17 protein-coding genes and 1 pseudogene are annotated in these 18,916 nt (G+C 43.9%); 7 read left to right on the top strand and 11 right to left on the bottom strand.

Features of this window, described 5'->3' with window-relative positions; all coding sequences use genetic code 11:
* Positions 1 to 1,482: 1,482 nt before the first annotated feature.
* A complete protein-coding gene (locus BG32_RS15740) occupies positions 1,483 to 1,866 on the bottom strand; it encodes a PfkB family carbohydrate kinase (RefSeq protein WP_306556628.1) in 384 nt (127 codons plus the stop codon).
* A 37-nt stretch (positions 1,867 to 1,903) separates the two neighbouring features.
* Between BG32_RS15740 and BG32_RS15735 the strand changes: the two genes are divergently transcribed.
* Positions 1,904 to 2,041 carry a hypothetical protein gene (locus BG32_RS15735; RefSeq protein ID WP_218962678.1) on the top strand — a complete coding sequence of 46 codons (138 nt, stop codon included), beginning with the start codon at positions 1,904 to 1,906 and terminating at the stop codon, positions 2,039 to 2,041.
* Positions 2,042 to 2,085: 44 nt separating this feature from the next.
* Here the strand turns inward: BG32_RS15735 and BG32_RS15730 are convergent, their stop codons facing one another.
* From BG32_RS15730 to BG32_RS02325, 10 genes are all read right to left on the bottom strand, one after another.
* Positions 2,086 to 2,289, bottom strand: a complete 204-nt coding sequence (locus BG32_RS15730; protein ID WP_218962677.1) for a PfkB family carbohydrate kinase — start codon at positions 2,287 to 2,289, stop codon at positions 2,086 to 2,088.
* 139 nt (positions 2,290 to 2,428) lie between these two features.
* A complete protein-coding gene (locus BG32_RS02365) occupies positions 2,429 to 3,307 on the bottom strand; it encodes a D-ribose ABC transporter substrate-binding protein (RefSeq protein WP_014731494.1) in 879 nt (292 codons plus the stop codon).
* A 49-nt stretch (positions 3,308 to 3,356) separates the two neighbouring features.
* Positions 3,357 to 4,280 carry an ABC transporter permease gene (locus BG32_RS02360; RefSeq protein ID WP_014731493.1) on the bottom strand — a complete coding sequence of 308 codons (924 nt, stop codon included), beginning with the start codon at positions 4,278 to 4,280 and terminating at the stop codon, positions 3,357 to 3,359.
* A complete protein-coding gene (locus BG32_RS16065; RefSeq protein WP_259459448.1) occupies positions 4,280 to 5,197 on the bottom strand; it encodes a sugar ABC transporter ATP-binding protein in 918 nt (305 codons plus the stop codon). Before BG32_RS16065 ends, BG32_RS02360 begins: the two co-directional genes overlap by 1 nt.
* Positions 5,188 to 5,661, bottom strand: a complete 474-nt coding sequence (locus tag BG32_RS16060) for an ATP-binding cassette domain-containing protein (RefSeq protein ID WP_259459464.1) — start codon at positions 5,659 to 5,661, stop codon at positions 5,188 to 5,190. The genes BG32_RS16065 and BG32_RS16060 overlap by 10 nt, the downstream gene beginning before the upstream one ends.
* Before the next feature lie 99 nt (positions 5,662 to 5,760).
* Positions 5,761 to 6,741, bottom strand: a complete 981-nt coding sequence (locus tag BG32_RS02350) for a LacI family DNA-binding transcriptional regulator (RefSeq protein WP_014731491.1) — start codon at positions 6,739 to 6,741, stop codon at positions 5,761 to 5,763.
* Between the two features lie 966 nt (positions 6,742 to 7,707).
* The gene (locus tag BG32_RS02340) at positions 7,708 to 9,474 is read right to left on the bottom strand and encodes a diguanylate cyclase domain-containing protein (protein ID WP_099771245.1); all 1,767 of its coding nucleotides are present in this window, start codon (positions 9,472 to 9,474) and stop codon (positions 7,708 to 7,710) included.
* Between the two features lie 48 nt (positions 9,475 to 9,522).
* Entirely contained in the window at positions 9,523 to 10,197 is a 675-nt protein-coding gene (locus tag BG32_RS02335) for a protease inhibitor I42 family protein (RefSeq protein WP_099771244.1), read from the bottom strand.
* Positions 10,198 to 10,209: 12 nt separating this feature from the next.
* Positions 10,210 to 11,460 carry a M24 family metallopeptidase gene (locus BG32_RS02330; RefSeq protein ID WP_099771243.1) on the bottom strand — a complete coding sequence of 417 codons (1,251 nt, stop codon included), beginning with the start codon at positions 11,458 to 11,460 and terminating at the stop codon, positions 10,210 to 10,212.
* Complete coding sequence (locus tag BG32_RS02325; protein ID WP_014731487.1) at positions 11,453 to 11,680, bottom strand: hypothetical protein; 228 nt, start codon at positions 11,678 to 11,680, stop codon at positions 11,453 to 11,455. The genes BG32_RS02330 and BG32_RS02325 overlap by 8 nt, the downstream gene beginning before the upstream one ends.
* A gap of 118 nt (positions 11,681 to 11,798) precedes the next feature.
* On the opposite strand from BG32_RS02325, the gene BG32_RS02320 reads away from it, so the two are divergent.
* The 6 genes and pseudogenes from BG32_RS02320 to BG32_RS02295 all read left to right on the top strand — a co-directional run bounded on the left by BG32_RS02320 (position 11,799) and on the right by BG32_RS02295 (position 18,864).
* Positions 11,799 to 12,170, top strand: a complete 372-nt coding sequence (locus tag BG32_RS02320; RefSeq protein WP_099771242.1) for a hypothetical protein — start codon at positions 11,799 to 11,801, stop codon at positions 12,168 to 12,170.
* A gap of 44 nt (positions 12,171 to 12,214) precedes the next feature.
* Positions 12,215 to 12,511: a GNAT family N-acetyltransferase gene (locus BG32_RS15475; RefSeq protein ID WP_257211850.1), complete on the top strand. Its 297-nt coding sequence runs from the start codon at positions 12,215 to 12,217 to the stop codon at positions 12,509 to 12,511.
* Between the two features lie 96 nt (positions 12,512 to 12,607).
* Complete coding sequence (locus BG32_RS02310) at positions 12,608 to 13,783, top strand: threonine synthase (protein ID WP_014731485.1); 1,176 nt, start codon at positions 12,608 to 12,610, stop codon at positions 13,781 to 13,783.
* Between the two features lie 309 nt (positions 13,784 to 14,092).
* A pseudogene (gene dnaK / locus BG32_RS17030) lies at positions 14,093 to 15,936 on the top strand (molecular chaperone DnaK).
* 37 nt (positions 15,937 to 15,973) lie between these two features.
* Positions 15,974 to 16,423 (top strand): Hsp20/alpha crystallin family protein, encoded by a 450-nt coding sequence (locus tag BG32_RS02300; protein WP_014731483.1) that lies wholly within the window; start codon positions 15,974 to 15,976, stop codon positions 16,421 to 16,423.
* Positions 16,424 to 16,479: 56 nt separating this feature from the next.
* A complete protein-coding gene (locus BG32_RS02295; protein ID WP_099771239.1) occupies positions 16,480 to 18,864 on the top strand; it encodes an ATP-dependent Clp protease ATP-binding subunit in 2,385 nt (794 codons plus the stop codon).
* The last annotated feature ends 52 nt before the right edge of the window (positions 18,865 to 18,916 follow it).

Genomic DNA, 18,916 nt, shown 5'->3' with positions numbered 1-18,916 from the left:
TCCTCTCAAAGTAGCAAAAGAATTTGGAAATGACAGAAGTCTGGCGCGGATTAATGGAAATGAGCAGGCAGATCAATGAAGACAGAAGAAATGGCAATATCCTGCGCCAATGCTGTGTATACATAGAAGAATAGTAGCATTTCCGGTGCCGTAAATAAACTCTTTTCTCTTCTTTTACTAGGAGTAGATTGGTAGGAGCGACAAAAAATGCGGCCTTCATGGCCGCTTCTGCTTTGTAAAACTTACTGCTTAGTCTTCACTGGAATATATCTGTCGAATTCCGAATCGTCGTTGCCGGTGTATCGCTCGTCGTACAATTCGGACTCGTTAGATCCAATCGGTTCATATTAAGAGTTATGGAACCATGTGACGTAGATATACTCGTAGGTCTCAACTGAAGATGGCCACAAGAATTGGATCATCCTGGTTATTCTGCCTATCTGATTTTCAATGACCTTCACCGATTCATTCTCGAGAAGACTAAGTCGGAAACAAAGGTTATAAAGTCTTCGAAACAATTCATAGAGCAATCTCCACGCTCAGGTCTTTACTCCTCGAACAGGTCAAAATCGACTTCCGTCTTCTCCATTCCAGTATCCGCTCTCCTTCTCTTGCTCCTTTCTATTAGTTGTTACGCACACGCACTTCGTGAGTAAGAGATAAAGAATCCTACAACAATCGTGAGGTAATTCCAAGAACCCCATTTTTTGTGCGCCTTATTCACAAGTCACCTATGACCTGAGTTCCACGAGAATATGCAGTAGAGTATTTCTCATCGGTTAGTAGCCTCACTATCGATGCCAGTTCGATCTTTATTACCGCATAGGCGTTTGAAGTCTGCTCTCTCCAATGCTGTCGTCTATAGCGATCGAGACTATGATGCTGTCCCCAGAAGACAAGGCTTTGAAGGGTCTATCTTTGGGAACTCCAAAACCCGCCATATATTCAAAATCATCGCCAGAACGGCCGATGATAATCTCTTCCTTAACTATGCTTGCCCCAGATATATAAGAATTGTGAAAGACGAGATGACCTAGAAAATATGAAAGAAATTCATTGTCTTCGTCTTCATTTCCACCTCCACCGCTTCTTTCATTCTATCCCAATAAAAGAGACGTAGAAAACTGTTCTTACGTTGTCCTTCGCGATAATTTTCACGAAAATGGAAAGTTGCTTCTCCAAATTGGAGTACCGATTTTCAATCATAATTGCTGTTACAGTAGACAGAAACTGTGCACCCATAAGCTCTATAAGAACGCGACATGAATTCAGCTCTCAAAAGAGTACTTCGAGCAATAAAACTTAGATTCATATCTTTCTAATACTTACAAGGTATCTCCACACTAAATTAGTATCAGTCAAAATAAGGAAACAGCCTGAGCCTACTTTCGCAGAGAGTTACACGGAGGAGAAGTTTCTCAAATTAGATCAGTTTCATAAGCAATGTAGTTTTTTGAAAGGCACCCAGTAACTCTCGAAATCTCATTCGCCAAGGAGACTTTCAATCTCTTCATTTCGAGGAACCGACTTCTGGGCTCCCCTTCTGGTAACCGATAATGCTGCGGCTGCACAGGCATACCTGAGAGAATCGTGAAGATCGAGTTTTCTGTCCAGCGAGCAGGCAAAAGCCCCACTGAAGACATCGCCAGCTGCGGTTGAATCTATGACTCTTACTTTGAAGGCCAGGACTACCAAACTCTTCGATCTTCCAGAGAAGAAAACCCCTTTATTTCCTCTCCTCAGAAGCACATCCTCACATCCCATCTTGTGAAGCTTTGCAGTAGCGTCTTCAATGCCGAGATTGTATCCAGCAAGCTCAGCCATTTCCATTTCGTTTGGGGTTATGATGCTTACGTATCGTAGAATTGACTTGTCGATATTACTTGATGGTGCAGGATCAAAAATGACCGTCTTTCAGGCTTCGCTGAAGAGTTTCGCTGCAAAGAGAGTCTGTTCGAACGGGATTTCGTTCTTAAGAAGAAGAATGTCGGCTTTTAGCAGCCTTTCTCTTGAATCGGCGATGATCTCCGGAGACAGATGAGAGTTTGCACCTGGGTATACTATTATCCTGTTCTCTCGTGATCTTTAAACCTCTATCAGGGCGGCTCCGTTTGGAGAATCGACATATCTTATTCCACTACCAAGATCAATGGCTTCCAGTTCTCTTTTCATCATCTGGGCATTTCCATCGTTTCCCAGACAGGTAAGGAAGAAGACCTCTCTACCAAGTAGTCTTGATGTTACTGCCTGATTAGCACCCTTGCCTCCTGTACAGTAAGACAGCTCCATCCCTTCTGAGTCTGACCCGGTAAAGCGAAGTCATCTACGTTTATTCCCATATCGACATTGCTGCTTTCTATAACTGCTATCATAAGAGCCTCTAAAAGAGCCGGAGGGAGATCCCCGTCCCCCCGGCCTCCTCGTCTTATTACTTCGACGTTACTAACTGTAGATCTACAGGAATGTAAATCGTACCGATAGTCAGATACTCGAACGCTTTGACGACAGCCAGCTGACCCATCAAAAATGGTTGCTGGGCAACAGTAGCCGCCATTTCACCGGCATTTACCGCTGCAACAGCATCGTCAATGGCATCAAAGCCTACGACTTTGATCTTATCTAGAAGACCGGCTGCTTTTATGGCTTCGATTGCTCCAAGAGCCATCTCGTCATTGTGAGCAAAAACAGCATCGATATTGGGATTCGCCTGAAGGATGTTCTCCATTACCACAAGTCCTTCGGCTCTGTTGAAGTTTGCAACCTGTTTCGCAACTATCTTGATGTCCGGGTATTTGGAAATAGCTGCACCAAAGCCCTCTCCGCGATCTCGCGCAGCCGATGTTCCAACGATTCCTTCAAGTTCAACTACGTTACCCTTTCCACCGAGAAGCATTGCGACGTACTCACCGGCCATCATACCGCCTGCAACATTGTCGGAAGCAATATGCGCAATCACCATTCCGCCACTGGCTCCTCTGTCAACTGTTATCACAGGTATTCCAGCCTTATTAGCTTCCTCCACAGCAGTGACAATCGCGTCGCTGTCGGTCGGGTTAATAACTATTAGATCCAATTTCTGCTGCACAAAGTCTTCGATATCACCTAACTGCTTGGCAGGGTTGTCTCGGCCATCAGCCACGATTACTTCTACTCCTAGACCAGCCGCTGCCTGAAGGGCTCCGTCCCTAAGCGTTACAAAGAACGGATTATTGAGAGTGGATAGAGAGAGTCCAATTCTGTAGGTTGCTCCGAAAAGGAACGCCGATGCTGCTACCAGAAAAACGGTAATTACAAGTAGTTTCTTCATTTCAGTACCTCCTTATCAAAAATTGGCCTTGAAGGCCTAAAACAAATACCTAATCATTGTTTCTTTCCGCCATGACTGCCAGGAGTATTACGGCTCCTTTTACTGCCTGTTGGTAGAATGGTGAGATAATAACAAGATTCATACCGTTGTTTATTATTCCAAGGACCATAACACCGAAAATTGTTCCTATTATCGATCCCTTTCCACCGGAGAGGCTTGTCCCTCCTAGAACCACCGCGGCAATGGCATCCAATTCATAACCCTCTCCAAATATTGGCTGGGCACTATTGAGTCTAGCAGTCAAAATGAGTGCGCTCAGCGCGGCAAGAAGACCGCTTATTGTATAAATAACTATCTTGTATCTATCTACTTTGACACCGCTTAGTCTCGTTGCCTCTTCGTTTCCACCTATTGAGTAAGTGTAGAGACCCAGCTTCGTATTAAAGAGAAGATACCAGGCGAAAACAAACACTCCGAGCATTATTAAAACAGGCACGGGAATTCCGAAGATCTCTCCACGCCCGATTTCCCTGAAACTTGCTGGAAAACCAGTTACCGGTCTTCCCTGAGTGAATGCCTGCGTAAAGCTCCTGGCGATAGCCATAGTGGCAAGAGTTACTATGAAAGGCTGAAGCTTCATCTTGGCAATGATTACGCCGTTGAAGGCGCCCATAAGAGCACCTATTCCGAGTGCCGCTAGGATTCCAAGAAAAGTAGAAGTGCTCTTTATAACGCTTGCACCGACTACTGCCGAGAAAGCGAATATCGAACCTACTGAAAGGTCTATGCCTCCAGAGATTATTACGAAGGTCATTCCGAATGCGATTATTCCGTTAATAGATACCTGCCTAAGAACATTCATGAAATTTGAAACGGTAAAAAATCTATCGCTTAGAAAGCTAAACACAAGAACGATTCCAACAAAGCCAACAACGATTGGAAATCTTCTTAAAAGACTGAGGGTCTTCTTCATCATTGTTCCCCCATTGCCGCAGAAATTATGTTCTGCTGATTAATATCCTTTCTTTCAAATATGGCTACCTGGCGACCACGGTGCATCACAAGTACTCGATCGCTCATGCTCGTTACTTCTGGCAGCTCAGAAGATATCATGATTATCCCCTTACCCTGATTTGCCAGTTCGTTCATTAGCCGGTAGACCTCAACTTTTGCTCCAACGTCAATTCCCCTGGTGGGCTCGACGAAGACTACTATTTCAGGCGATTTTGTAAGCCCCTTTGCAAGAACTACTTTCTGCTGATTTCCACCTGACAGGTTGTTAACTCTTTCATCTGAAGAAGGTGTCTTTATAGCCAGTCTATTTATCATCTTTTCGGCAAGTTTCCTGCTCGCTCTCCAGCTAATATTGCCCAGTTTGCTTACGAGTTCTGTATTTGGTAGAACAATGTTCTTTGTAATACTCAAAGATGTCACCAACCCCTGTGTCTTCCGATCCTCAGGTATGAGAATTACTCCTCTAGACAATGCTTGGTCAGGCCTAATTGGAAATGGGAATGATTTGCCGCAAAGCTCGGCCTTATTCGCAGTTGCCTTTATGCCACCGTATATGGCTAGAGCAATCGCGCCCTTGCCAGAGCCCACAAGACCCGCTATTCCGAGGATCTCACCTCTTTTCACTTCGAAAGAGACATTTTCGAAGTGACCTGGTGCTGAAAGACCATCAACCGCGAAGACGGTTTCTTCCGTTACGAAGTTCTCTTTCGGGAACATATCGTCGATTCTTCTTCCTACCATATCCTTTATCAAACGGTCGCCAGTGTAGTCTCCAATAGGAGCGGAAGATATTAATGATCCATCTCTCAATATCGTGACCCTGTCGGCTATTTCGAAAACCTCTTCAAGTTTATGAGAAACAAAAACTATCGACACACCTTTTTCTTTAAGTTCCTCATGAGCTTGAACAGTATCGATGTCTCATGCTCGGTTATCGTTGCAGTAGGTTCATCCATTACGATTATCTTTGCATCGGAGGCCATAGCTCTAGCGATCTCGACAAGCTGTCTTTCCGAGACATTAAGCTTCCTAACTATCGCGCCTGCCCGTACTGGAAAGTTGAGCGAGCTCAGAAGCTTTTCGGCCCTTCTTCTGAGGCCTCTACGATTAAGATTCCACCATGAGCTCATCTCTCTTCCCAAATATATGTTCTCGGCAACTGTGAGATCTTCACTAAGATTCAATTCCTGGTAGATTACCGCTATTCCACGCTCTATAGAATCTGAGGGTCCCTCAATACGAACTTCATTACCTTCGAGAATTATCTTCCCCTCATTTTGCCTGTAAACACCACTCAATATCTTCATGAGAGTCGACTTGCCAGCGCCGTTTTCGCCTATCAGAGCAAGAATCTCTCCTCGCTTTAGATCGAACTGACGTTATCCAGCGCCTTTACTCCGGGAAAGCTCTTGGAGATACCCTCCATCTTGAGAATGAAATCATCCATTGCTGCTCCCCCTGATTTGAAGTGAAGTCTTCAGAAGAATCTTGTGGTTTGTTTTCTGACCGCTAATCTTTCTCAGAAGTATCTCACCGGAAACCCTACCCATAGCGTATCCATCTTGACGAACGGTAGTCAATTTAGGATTGGTCATACTTGAGAAGAGTATGTCATCGAATCCTGTAACCGATACTCTTCCAGGTACATCGTATTTCATCTCAGTCAGCTCCATTATAGCTCCGAATGCTATCATATCGTTACCGCATACTATAGCATCGGGTATTCTCTTGAGTTTTCTTAGCATATCTCTACCGCTTTCAAAGGTATAGTCTCCGAAATGTATCTCGAAACTCCTATTCTCTTCTGAGATAACATCTTCAAATGCCCTAAGCCTTTCTCTTGAGGAAAATGTGTTCGCGGGACCATTTAGAAACGCAAAGCTTTTGTGACCCCCTCTAATTAGATAATTCATCATCTTTTTCATCCCATCGTAATTGTCTGAAAAAACATAAGAGACTTCATCCCAATCTTGATAATTGTCGATAATCACAATGGGCAGATTTGACGAAATCGACCTAACAAACTCAGGAAGCTCTCCGAGGATTATTGCACCAATTCCCTCAATATTCCGAGAATACAGAGCCTTAAGAAGCTCCTCCTCTTTCAGAGAATCGCCAGATGAACTGGCAAGAAAAATGAAGTATCCCTTCTCGCGCAGATAATCTTCAGCTCCCTTTACTATTTCCGAGAAAAAGGGATTCACTATATCGGGGATAAGGAAACCTATCATACCGCTACTGCCGATTCTGAGGCCTCTGGCAAGCCTATTGGGAACATAACCAAGCTCCCGAGAGGCTCTAATGACTTTTTCTTCGAGCTCGGGCCTTACATATAGGCTCTTGTTAAGTACTCTGGAGACTGTGGCCGTCGAAACCCCGGCCCTTTCTGCTACTTCACGTATACTGATCTTTGTCTTCAACGATATTAAAGATCCTCCTGTAAACGTTTGCGTAAACGATTACACACCAATATAAACACTCCCGTATTGTAATAGCCAAATCCCATCGAATCTAATCCTGTCCGCTCAGCGAAAACACAAGGCGATTATCGGTGAATTACTCTTCTATACTTTTCCTTTCTCGTTCAGTCATATCTGGTCATGAGTGCAGTTTCGATCGATAGAAAGTGTTATTATTCTTCAGATCGATGAGATGAACGGACCTGTTTCGGTCATGATTCCAGTTATTCTTGCCGCAGGAATGGGGAAACGTCTGAAGTCATCAGTTCCAAAACCTCTGATGAAGATGAAGGGAAGACCTATGGTAATGCATATTCTTTAAAAGGCTTTCGAGGTCTCGAAATGTGACAGAGCGGTAGTAATAATAAACCCTGATTTTGAGAGAGATTTCGCAGGTAGCATAGTTTTCCCGGTCAGTTATCCATATCAAAAGACTCCAAGAGTAACTACCGATGCCCTGCAAAAAGCTCTCGAACTCATACCGAAAGATGAGGATATTCTCGTTCTATACGCCGATCTTATACTTATATCTCGAGAGTCACTGAACTCTCTGGTAGAGCTTCACAATAAGAGCAGTTGTGAAATCACCTTTATTCAGAAATTTCTCAAGAGAAGTATCCATACGCTCGAGAAGACTAAGTCAGAAACAAAGAAGCACAAAGTCTACCAAACAATCCGGATAGCAATCTCCATGCTCAGGTCTTTACTCCTCGAACAGAACAGTTCAAAATCGTTTTCCATCTTCTCCATTCCGGTTTCCGCTCTCCTTCTCTTGCTCCTTTCTATTAGTTGTTACATACGTACTTCGTGAGAAATGAATTAGTGAATTATTTGGCACAGAAGAAAGCGTGTTTCTTGTGAGGTAAAAGTGTCTAGATGCATTTTCTTGTAACCTAAGTAAGTTTGAAAAGCAGTTAGATCAAATGATCAGGTAATAGTCACCCTCTTTGACTCTCTTGAGAGCTTCTCCTTGTTTTCATACATCTTTTCGTCGGCTACGATCAGCAATTCTCTAATAGTCTTTCCATCCTCGGGAAATACTGCAATACCGACACTGGCAGTCAGTTTCAAGCTTCTTCCCTTGACAGAAAAGGGGTCTTCAAAGGCTTGATGGATTCTCGTTTCCGCTTCTCTAGACCCTTTCTTTCCCGTTGAAGGTAGTACGTACACAAATTCGTCGCCGCCCATCCTTGCAATGAGATCACTTTTACGGCAGACGGTACTAAGGCGCTTGCCAACACTTTTTAAAAGCTCATCACCAACATCATGTCCAAGAGTATCGTTGACTCCTTTGAAATCATTTAGATCAAGATAAAGAAGAGCCATTGCCTCAGACTTTCGTTTCGAAAACTCAAGCTGCCTTTCCGCGCAATCAAAGAAGGCTCTGCGATTCGGAAGACCGGTCAGGTGATCCTCCATAGATAGCTTTTCCATCAGCTTTCTCTGTCTTCTCAGTTCATTTACTGTCTGTATCCTCCAAAGAAGAACTGAAATCGCCTTTCCAAAACCGATTGCAGTGTTCACTACCTCTTTGTCATCAAAAGCCGTTGAAGAGGTAAAACTGTCCAGATTGAAGTACATTCTGATGTCATCATCTATCTTTATTGGTATCGAAAGCGTGCTCTTTATTTCCTCAAGCCTTCCTCCTTTTACAATCTTCTCCAGTCGCTCACCATCCATTTTGTAATCAACACTGTAATCCTTTATTATAACCACATCATCGCTACCTTTTTGAATAAGCTCTTCGGAAGAAAAAGAGACCGTCTTCAGTTTCTCAAAGTCATAGTTGTGAGTGGCCACGAAATGATAACGATTATCCTCCTTTTTTAAAAGAAAAGCTGCTGCATCTGCTTTTGGGAAGACCTCAACACATCTCATCAAGAAGTACCTGTAGGTCTTTTCATCGAAATCGCTTTCCAATACTTCCGTGATTAATTCGTTGAGAAGTCTCTGGAACTTGTTCTGTTCAATGAGAGTCGACTCGATCTTCCGCAGGTGAGTGACATCTTTGAAGGTCATGAGAAAGGAATCGGGATCTTCTTTCGTATCCCTTCCAATCACTAGATTGACCTCAGCAACTAACTTGAGTTGTCTCGCGGTAATGAGTTCCAGTTCAATCTGAAAGGCATTCTTTCCAGCAAAAAGGGAGGACTTCGCCTTCTCGAATCTCTTCTCGCTATCTTCGGAAAGCAAATCAGATACTCTCTTTCTCATGAGTTCTTCGCTACTATATCCAAGCAAGCTGCAAGCGGCCCTGTTCGGATAGAGTATTTCTCCTGACAGACCCAGAAGCAGAATGCCGTCCAGTGAATTGTTTACAACGGCCCCGAACTCTGAGATTCTCTTCTTTCGCTCCTTGATGTGATAGAAAGCACTTATCAGGAGCATGGGTAAACCAATAAGCAGAAGTACTACTGAAACGAATTCATACACTCTCGTTTCGGTAAGCGCTTCAAGCAAATCAAAATATGTTGAAACCGAAAGAAAGATAAGGCCCAGAGGAATCCCTTTGTGGAGCTCGCGATTTCCCAGTAGGTAAGCCGCGACTAGCGAAACACCAATAACAACCATTTCGCTAAGTATGGCGAAAAACTTAACTGGCTGAATAGAGTGCAGGGAAAAGACTACTGCTGAAACAACGACTATCAGAATCGATGTCAGATATACCTGCAACTTGCTTCCTGGAATGCTCAACAGTATTTCACCTCGGCAGAACTAAGCGTCATTCAATGATATCAGATCCTATTTAACGGAAATATTGTAAGCTTTATAATCAACCGCCGATTCTTTTCCTTCCCACGATCTGAAGTATCTGAAGATGATCGTCGAATACCCTTCATCCACCGCTTGAAATGTCCAGGTAACCTTGGAAGGAGCTCCTACCTTGTCGCTTTTATCGACTGAGATCTCTTTGTTTTTTTCCATGATCCCATCTCCAAGAACTACATACTGCCATGTGTACCCAGTGCTAGCATTCTCCTCCAGGGTGACCGTGAAGATCGTACCAAGCGTCACTTCATTAGTGAGAATCTTCAGATCTACCTGACCCTTCCCTTGGCCGGTAACATCCACCGTCAATGCCCTGAAGTCCACAGAGTGTTTCTCTCCTTCCCACTGCCTGAATAGCTTCAAAGTGATCAAAGCCTTTCCTTCCTTTGCCGCTGTCATTATCCACCCTTTGACAGAAGGGGCGCCCGGCATCATACTGGGCGCATTGTGCTCTTCAAGGAAGTTTCTCAACACACCTGTCGGTTCCGCAAAAATATGCCAAAGATATCCCGTGGAAGGATTCTCTTGAATCTCAAGTATGGCAAGATCATTTACACTCATTGAGTTAGCCGACTCTTTCAATTCAATCGCAAGCCCTAATGTAATTATCAGTGCAATATAAAAGAACGCCGTTAGTGTTTTCTTCATGGTTAACACCTCCTATATTAGAAAAAGCTCTTTCTGCCTTCCATCTAGATAGTCTATCTCATTATCGGTGAAAGCAACCGTTTCTTCCAAGAAACCGTAGACATTCTGTCCGTTCCACAGTGACAGTCGCGTCCTGCAATTTAGCTCCATGGCAAAGCAGGTCATGTTTCTGATCTTCAGATCTCCGGCTCCGCTTATTCTGTCTTGGTTGTTCCATAATCCAATAACTGGCCCCGCACCGTGTCCATGATAACCAACTGGATGTGAGTATATTGCTGCTTCCAGACCCTTTACCTTCGCGTCTTCAAGAGAAACTCGAAGCAATTCATTTCCAGTAATTCCCTCCTTGAAATTTCGTGCCAGAATATTCTGAACCTCGTTTGTTCTTCTGATGACTTCACCGAGACCTAGCTTCAAATCGTCATACCCTTCCTTCTTCAGATAGAATACCTGCTGTGTATCAGTTGCGAGGCCGTTGTACATAAAGCCAAAATCGCAATGCAATAGGTCACCTTCCTCAATTAGACCCGTACACCTCGCATCCTCCACGCCCTTTCTCTGGAAATCTACATCTGGGCCAAACCATGTTTTCAGACCAATATCGTATGCCAGCTTTTTTAGCAGGAGCTCGATATCTCTGGTTTTCGTGACTCCCGGTGTAATGTTGTCTCTCGAAAAGGCATTTCTGATTATTACGTGAGCTATTCTGTCGAGATTCCTGTAAACCTCAATCTCCTTCTCGCTTCTGGTCTGCAACCAGTTGACTGCAATGTTTTCGGCACTCACCAGAGTAACTTCATCAGAAAGCTTTCTCTTGAGAGACTGGAAAAGTGAAACCGTAATCCCATCGGCGAGTGCAAAGTTGTCCGAATAGTCTACTCCTAGTGTCTTTACTTTCAAATCACTTAACAGCTTTCCTATAGAATCGAAGATATCTCCGTCTTCAACTTTCCATGCGGATTCATAATAGCCGCTCAACTGACTACCATGTGGAGACAATACAAATCTGTTGTTCTTCGTGAACAAGAAGGCCGTTATTCTGCTCGCTCCGTAAAACGAACCGGGAAGCAACGTACTGATAATAGGATCTTCGTTGTTCTCTCTTCCTATTACCATCCAGGCATCAAACTCCTCTTCCTCAAGAAGCCGCGGCATAATATTTTCAAGCCTGTCAAGAAGGAATTCGTTGTAGCTGGCAATTCTTTCGTCCTCGGAGGGCATTGTGGAAGCTATTTCTCTATATTGATCTGCAAATTCATTCATCTTGGCCCCCACCGTTTTTTCCAACTGGAATGGCAACTTCCGAATCGTTTAAGAGACTCTTTAGATAATCACAGTTCTTTTTCAGAAAGTTCTCCTCTTCTAAAAGGTGAACACCGGTCTGGCCCTTGCTTCTTATCCTAAGTTTCTTGTGAGCACTCTTCTGTCGACTGATCAGTTTGTACGTAACCCCATCGATTTCAACATATCCTTTGATCTCCAATTTTCCACCTCCTGAGATAATCTAACATTTATAAATAGCAAAACAAAGAACTACACACGCTGCTTTGCTTAGCAGAAACGGAGTAGAATTTACAAATCCCCGGAAGAAGGAGATCAAATTGTATCTTAAGAGCGAAGTCAAGATGATGAGTAACGACAAGACTTTAATTGAAACCCTTTCACAGAGCCTAATGGGTCTTTCAATAATCGAGAAGAACACCAGAGGAATGATCTTTGTTGACAATCAAAGAAGTCCGAACCTCATAGTGGTCTGGAATTATTGTGATACAGTTCTAGTTGGGGGTGAAAGTGAAAAGATTTCAGAAAACCAACTTAGTAGATTTCTTTTCGAGACTCTTCGCCCGCTAGCAAGAGAGAGAGGCGTTTCTTTTGTGAATTTCTGTTCTTATCCCACTGTTTTGCATAAACTTCTAGCTATCCTAAAAACAATAAATCCAAGACTGGTGAAAAGACGCTTCTTTCAACTTTAAGTAATACTGAACGAAGCCATTCAGTTGAATTTGCCGCGTACAGAATTAATCGGGAGTTACTAAATCTGCAGCTGGATAACAGTAGCGTTCTTAGAGTCTGGCTATATTTTTTCTGGAAAGATCTGGATTCATTCGAGAAGTTTGGTGGAGGTTTTGCATTGATCAAGAGTAAGACAATAATTAGCTGGTGCTTGAGTGTATACAGATTTCGAGATAGAATCGAAGTGCGCCTAGAAACCGTCAAGGATTTTAGAAATCAAGGCCTCAGCCTAGCTGTGGCGAAAACATACGTCAATGAATTCCTTTCAAGCAGGTTGGTAGTAGACTGGCCCTGTGATTAAGAAAATTACCCTTCTTTGTCGATTGCCACCAACCTTGGATTGAAGGAAAAGATGAATTATGAAGTTTGTCAAATAAGCATTTAGAAGAGGATGAAGATGAGAGAAACGAAAATGATTTGCACTATGTGCGGCAAAGAATATTTAGGAGAACATTTTCGCTGTTCGTGTGGGGAACCGCTTGAGATAGTAATAGAAAAGAAAACGGCTGTAAACATCTCCTGGAGAAAATCAGGGATTCTCGAAAGCTTTTCGGATCTCTTACCTGAACTGAAGGATTTTAACTCTCTTTCAATGGGTGAGGGGCTCACCCCCCTGACGAAGATAGAACATGCTATGACAGATGGTTTAGAACTGTTCATAAAGAACGAGACAATAAATCCGACATGGTCTTTCAAGGACCGCGGAAGTTATTTGGCCGTTCTCGACGCCATTAACAAGGGCTACAAGCATATCGGCACAGTCTCCACGGGTAACATGGCCGCCTCAGTTGCAGCCTACAGTATGAGAGCGGGACTGAAGACTACAATTCTTATCTCTGATTCAATCCCTGAGGAGAAAATCTCGCCAATCGCCATCTATGGTCCTAGAATACTGAAGGTCAAAGGAGATTATGACCGTCTTTATTTCAAATCACTGGAACTAGGAAAAAAGAAGAACATCTACTTTGCAAATTCCGACATTCCAATGAGAGTGGAAGGATCGAAGACTATCGCCTTCGAGATATTCCTTCAGCTGGAAGGTAGAGTTCCCGATTTTGTGATCGTTCCTACAAGCTCTGGTGGAAATGTTAGAGGAATAGAAAAGGGATTTCGCGAACTCAAGGCATGTGGGCTCTCTAATAGCATCCCTCGAATGATCGTGGCACAGGCTTTGGGATGCTGCCCTATACACCAAGCCTTTTCTTCCAACGATAATCAGATAGAGAAATTCGCCCACGCACATACAATTGCACACGCAATCGAAAATCCCTTCCCCCCAAGCGGAAATGCTGTTCTGAGAATGCTAAAAGAAAATCAGGGAATCACTGTTGCCGTTAATGAAGACGAGATCCTCACAGCTCAGAGACAACTAGCCAAAAGAGGTCTCTTTGGACAACCTGCCAGCGCGGTAGCATTTGCCTCGATTTCAAAGCTGAGAAAAGAGATTGGTGTCAAGAGGGCTATTGTTGTTGCAGTTCTAACGGGCTCCGGCTTGAAATACCCTGCAATTCTTAAAGAGCAACCTTCAGTTGTGGAAGTAACCGATATCGATTCTCTTCAGGACTTGCTTTAGAGTAATCGGTAATACTTCTATGCGGGTTTCTTTGCATGCCAACTTCATTATTCTTGTCCAAATAAACTGATTTCATCCGATTTCTCGAACGCTTGCATGGGGTAATTCTAAAAGAACGCAATTTTTATTATCAGTCTTACGCTAAGAACGCTATACAAAAGTATGTCACTATTATTTATTATCTTGTAGTGCTTATGCAATAAGTCTTATCATAGATGTACATTATGGAACTTTGGTGTTGACAGCTTGATTTCTCTTGCCTATAATAGTGTTGTAGATGTTGAGTTTGCATGCAAGGAGGGAAATCAGATGGCAAATAAGGAATACACAGTAGGTATCGACCTTGGAACGACTAATTCCGTTATTTCATGGGTCAAACCAGACGGAAACGTCGAGGTAATTCCTAACGCAGAAGGAAATCGTACAACGCCTTCTATAGTATCGTTCAGCAAGACCGGTGAAATCATTGTGGGTGAGCCTGCAAAGAGACAGACGATTCTGAATGCGGAGAGGACTGTAAGATCGATAAAGCGAAAGATGGGTTCCGATTTCAAAGTAAGGATAGATGACAAAGAGTACACTCCTCAAGAAATCAGCGCCTATATTTTGAAGAAGTTGAAGGCAGACGGGGAAGCTTACCTTGGCGGAAAAATTACTAAGGCAGTTATTACATGTCCTGCATATTTCAATGATGCTCAGAGACAGGCCACTAAAGAAGCCGGAATAATTGCTGGTCTTGAGGTCCAGAGAATAATTAACGAGCCTACAGCGGCAGCCGTAGCATACGGAATCGACAAGAAAAAAGGTGACAAAAAGATTATCGTATATGATCTCGGAGGAGGAACTTTTGATGTTTCCGTCCTGGATATTGGTGATGGAGTAGTTGAAGTTCTTTCAACTTCAGGTAACAACCACCTCGGAGGAGATGACTTTGACCAGAGGCTAATAGATTACATAGCTGAGGACTTCAGGAAGAAGAACAACGTCGATCTCAGAAAAGACAAGCAGGCCTTTCAGAGATTGAAGGACGCCGCGGAAAGAGCCAAGATTGAGCTTTCTTCAAAGTATGAAACTGAGATTTCCCTGCCTTTCATAACTGCAACGGCTGATGGCCCATTGCACCTCGAAATGAAAATAACGAGGTCCACGTTGGAATCCCTAATAAAAGATCTTGTCGAAGGCACCAGGGAACAGATAGAAAGAGCAATGAGCGACGCAAAGCTTTCGCCAAAAGAGGTTGATGAAGTACTACTTGTCGGAGGCTCTACTAGAATTCCAATGGTTCAAAGCTTCATCAAGTCGATCTTCGGCAAAGATCCTAACAAGAACATCAACCCAGACGAAGCGGTAGCAATTGGTGCAGCGCTTCAGAGCGGTATTCTCTCTGGCAGCGTGGAAAGCGATCTGGTGCTCGTAGACGTAACACCTCTCACTTTGGGAGTCGAGGTCATGGGCGGTTTAATGGAGCGATAATCGAAAGAAACTCCACGGTTCCCGTGAAAAAGTCTAAGGTTTTCACAACCGCGGCAGACGGTCAGACCGAAGTGGAAGTAGCAGTGTTCCAGGGAGAAAGGACCATGGCCAGAGACAACATGTCTCTTGGAAGCTTCAAGCTTACAGGAATTGCACCGGCACCTAGGGGAGTGCCTCAAATAGAAGTGACTTTCGACATCGATAGTGATGGAATTGTACATGTCTCCGCAAAAGATCTCGGAACGAATAGAGAGCAGTCGATGGTGGTTAGTGGAAGACAGAAGATGTCTGAAGAGGATATTAAGAGAATCGTAGAAGAGGCAAAGAAATACGAAGAGCAGGATAAGCAGAAGAAACAGGAAGTAGAGCTAAAGAACCAGGCCGATCAGTTGGCATACAGCATGGAGAAGCTTCTCAACGAAAGTGGAGATAAGATTTCGTCCGAAGACAGAGGTAAACTTGAAGGACTGGTGAAAGATCTGAGGGATGCTTTAAGCGAAGACAATATTCAGAGAATTAAGCTCCTGTTTGATCAGCTCCAGAAAGAGAGTATGAGAGTCGGACAAAGCGTTTATCAGAAGGCACAGGCACAGGCTCCAGCTGATGGTGGCCCACAGGAAGGTGAAAATCATGACAGTGACACTGGTACCGAATACATACCGCCGGAAGACAGCAAGTAACAGAATCTATAGAAACCCAGAAAATGGAGGTGTTAATATGTTGGCAATCAGAAGAGGAAGCGATCTTTTCAGACCCTTTGAAGAGATTCAGAGAGAAATGGACAGACTCTTTAACGACGCCTTCAAAGGGCTGAGCGACCAGTCAAGAGAAACAACCATGTTTAGCCCCGAAGTTGACATCTACGAGAAGGACAACTCTGTCTTCATTGAAATGGACATCCCGGGAATCAAGAAGGATGAACTGGAAATCAAGGTGGAGGATGATGTTCTCTCTATCAAAGGAGAGAAGAAACTTGAGAGAGAGCAGAAGGAAAGAGATTACCACCGCTATGAGAGATATAGCGGAGCATTCCAGAGGATCTTCAGACTTCCGGACTACGTAAAGAGTGATGAAGTCAAAGCCAAATACGAAGATGGTGTCCTTAAGCTCGAGCTCCCCAAGAAAGAAGAAGTCAAAAAGGAAGCAATTCAAGTCAAGATCGACTGAGAAAAAGTTTAAACTGAGAGGGCGCTTACGGGCGCCCTTTTTTTGGAGGTGTAATGATGATTAACTATGAAGAATACACCGAGAAAGCTAAGAAGATCCTTATGGATGTACAGGATATTCTAATGCGGTACAAACAGAATCAGCTTGCTTCAGAGCATATTCTCCTCTCTATGCTGGAGGATGGCGACAATATTGCAATTGACATTTTGAATGAAAAGAGGGTAAGCATCGATTCTCTCAAAAAGGATGTTGAAGAGGTAATCGGTCGTTATGGGAGCGGAGGTCAGATAGGTAACCAGATATACATTACTCCGGATGCAAGGCACATTCTGGAGAATGCCAGAAGCGAAGCTAGAAGAATGCACGATTCAAAGACAGGGACCGAGCATATTCTTCTTGCCATGGTACGGGAAACCTCTGCAGTGGCCAGCAGATTGCTCTCGAAGTACGGAGTCAATCTCGACAATATATATACTTTGATCCTTAAGGGTCGTACGAAAGGCGATGCAGAGGAAGACGAGAATCTCTCTTCTTTGAAGAAATTCACGATAGATCTCACTCAGCTCGCAAGAGAAGGCAAGCTAATGCCCGTTATTGGAAGAGAAGACGAGGTAAGAAGAGTAATACAGATTATTGGAAGAAAGACCAAGAATAACCCTGCCCTGGTGGGAGAACCTGGCGTTGGCAAAACCGCAATTGTAGAGGGTCTCGCGCAAAGAATTGTGAGCGGTGATGTGCCGGAATATTTGAATAACAAAAGCGTTCTGGCCCTTGACATGGGTAGACTTGTAGCTGGGACCAAGTTCCGAGGGGAATTTGAAGAGAGAATGAAAGGTATAATAGACTCTGTTAGAAAGCTCTCCGGCGAAGTAATTCTCTTCATAGATGAAATTCATAGTGTCGTTGGAGCGGGTTCAGCAGAAGGTTCCATGGACGCCGCTAATCTGCTGAAACCTGCCCTTGCAAGGGGAGAGTTGCAGTGTATTGGAGCTACAACTCTCGATGAATACAGAAAGTATATTGAAAAGGACAGGGCGTTAGAGAGACGCTTTCAACCCGTTATGGTAGAACAACCGACAGTTGAAGAGGCCTACAAAATCCTCGAAGGGTTGAAACCCACTTATGAGAAACACCACGAAATAAAGATCGAAGACGATGCACTGAAGACGGCCGTTGATCTGAGTGTCAAATACATAACAGACCGCTATCTTCCTGACAAAGCGATCGATCTCGTTGACGAGGCTGCTTCATTTGTGAGACTGCAAACAGGCTATATGCCCGAAAAACTGAGATCGCTCGATCGCGAGCTCAGGGAGCTTGATGGCGAGATAAGTGCTCATGCAGAAAAAGGCGAGTATCGGACCGCTGCCGAGTTAAAGACCGTGGCAGAGAAAAAGAGAAAGGAATTCCTCCTTGAAAAGGAGAAGTGGGAATCGGAAGAGTCTTTTGGAAAGACCGTGACATCAGCAGTTGTGGCCTCAATTGTTGAACAATGGACTGGAATTCCTGCCGGAAAAATGCTTCAGTCTGAACGTGAGAAGCTCCGTGATCTCGAGTCAATTATCCACGAAAAGTTTGTCGATCAGGAAGAGGCAGTCAAAATCGTTTCGCAGACGATCAGAAGAGCAAGAGCCGGTTTAAATGCTGCTCATAAACCCTGGGGCTCTTTTCTGTTCATGGGACCCACAGGGGTGGGCAAGACCGAACTTGCCAAGAGGCTCGCATTCATCCTCTTTGGCAGTGAAGAGGCAATGGTAAGAATTGATATGTCTGAATATATGGAGAAGCATACCGTCTCGAGACTTATTGGAGCGCCTCCCGGATATGTGGGCTACGAAGAAGGCGGTCAGTTAACAGAAGCAGTCAGGAGAAGACCTTATTCAGTTGTTCTTCTTGATGAGATAGAGAAGGCTCACAGAGAGGTGCACAGTGTTTTGCTTCAGATCATGGATGACGGACGTCTTACTGATGGAAAAGGAAAGACAGTTTCTTTCTCAAATACAATAATTATAATGACCAGTAATATTGCATCTGAAGAATTGGCGAGTACCTCGGAACTGAGCCGAGCAATGGATCTTGCTGAAGAAAGCCTGCGGAAAGCCTTCAGGCCAGAGTTCATTAACAGGCTTGATTCCATCGTTCTTTTCAGACCTTTAGATAGCGAAGCAATGGAGGGAATTGTTAAGATGAGAATAGCGGAAATGGAAAAAAGACTATCTGATCAGCGCATTTCCGTTGAGATCAGCCAGAAAGCGGTCGAGTATCTTGCTAAGGAGGGTTACGACAGAGAATATGGTGCTAGACCGGTTAGGAGATTAATTGAGAAGTTGGTGGAAGGGCCTATAGCAGATTTGATCATTGATGGAGCCCTGGCAGAAGGAATGAAAGTTATTATTGATTCAGACGCGTCCGGAATCTTGGTGAAGGCACAAGAGGCTTAGTAGAGTACCGTTTCTTGGCCTAATGATACAGAAGTAATGATATCATTTTTCT

It is taken from the genome of Mesotoga sp. HF07.pep.5.2.highcov (assembly GCF_003666285.1).
Taxonomy (GTDB): domain Bacteria; phylum Thermotogota; class Thermotogae; order Petrotogales; family Kosmotogaceae; genus Mesotoga; species Mesotoga prima.
The sequence above is the reverse complement of the archived record's forward strand: the minus strand, read 5'-3'. Positions and strand labels throughout refer to the sequence as shown.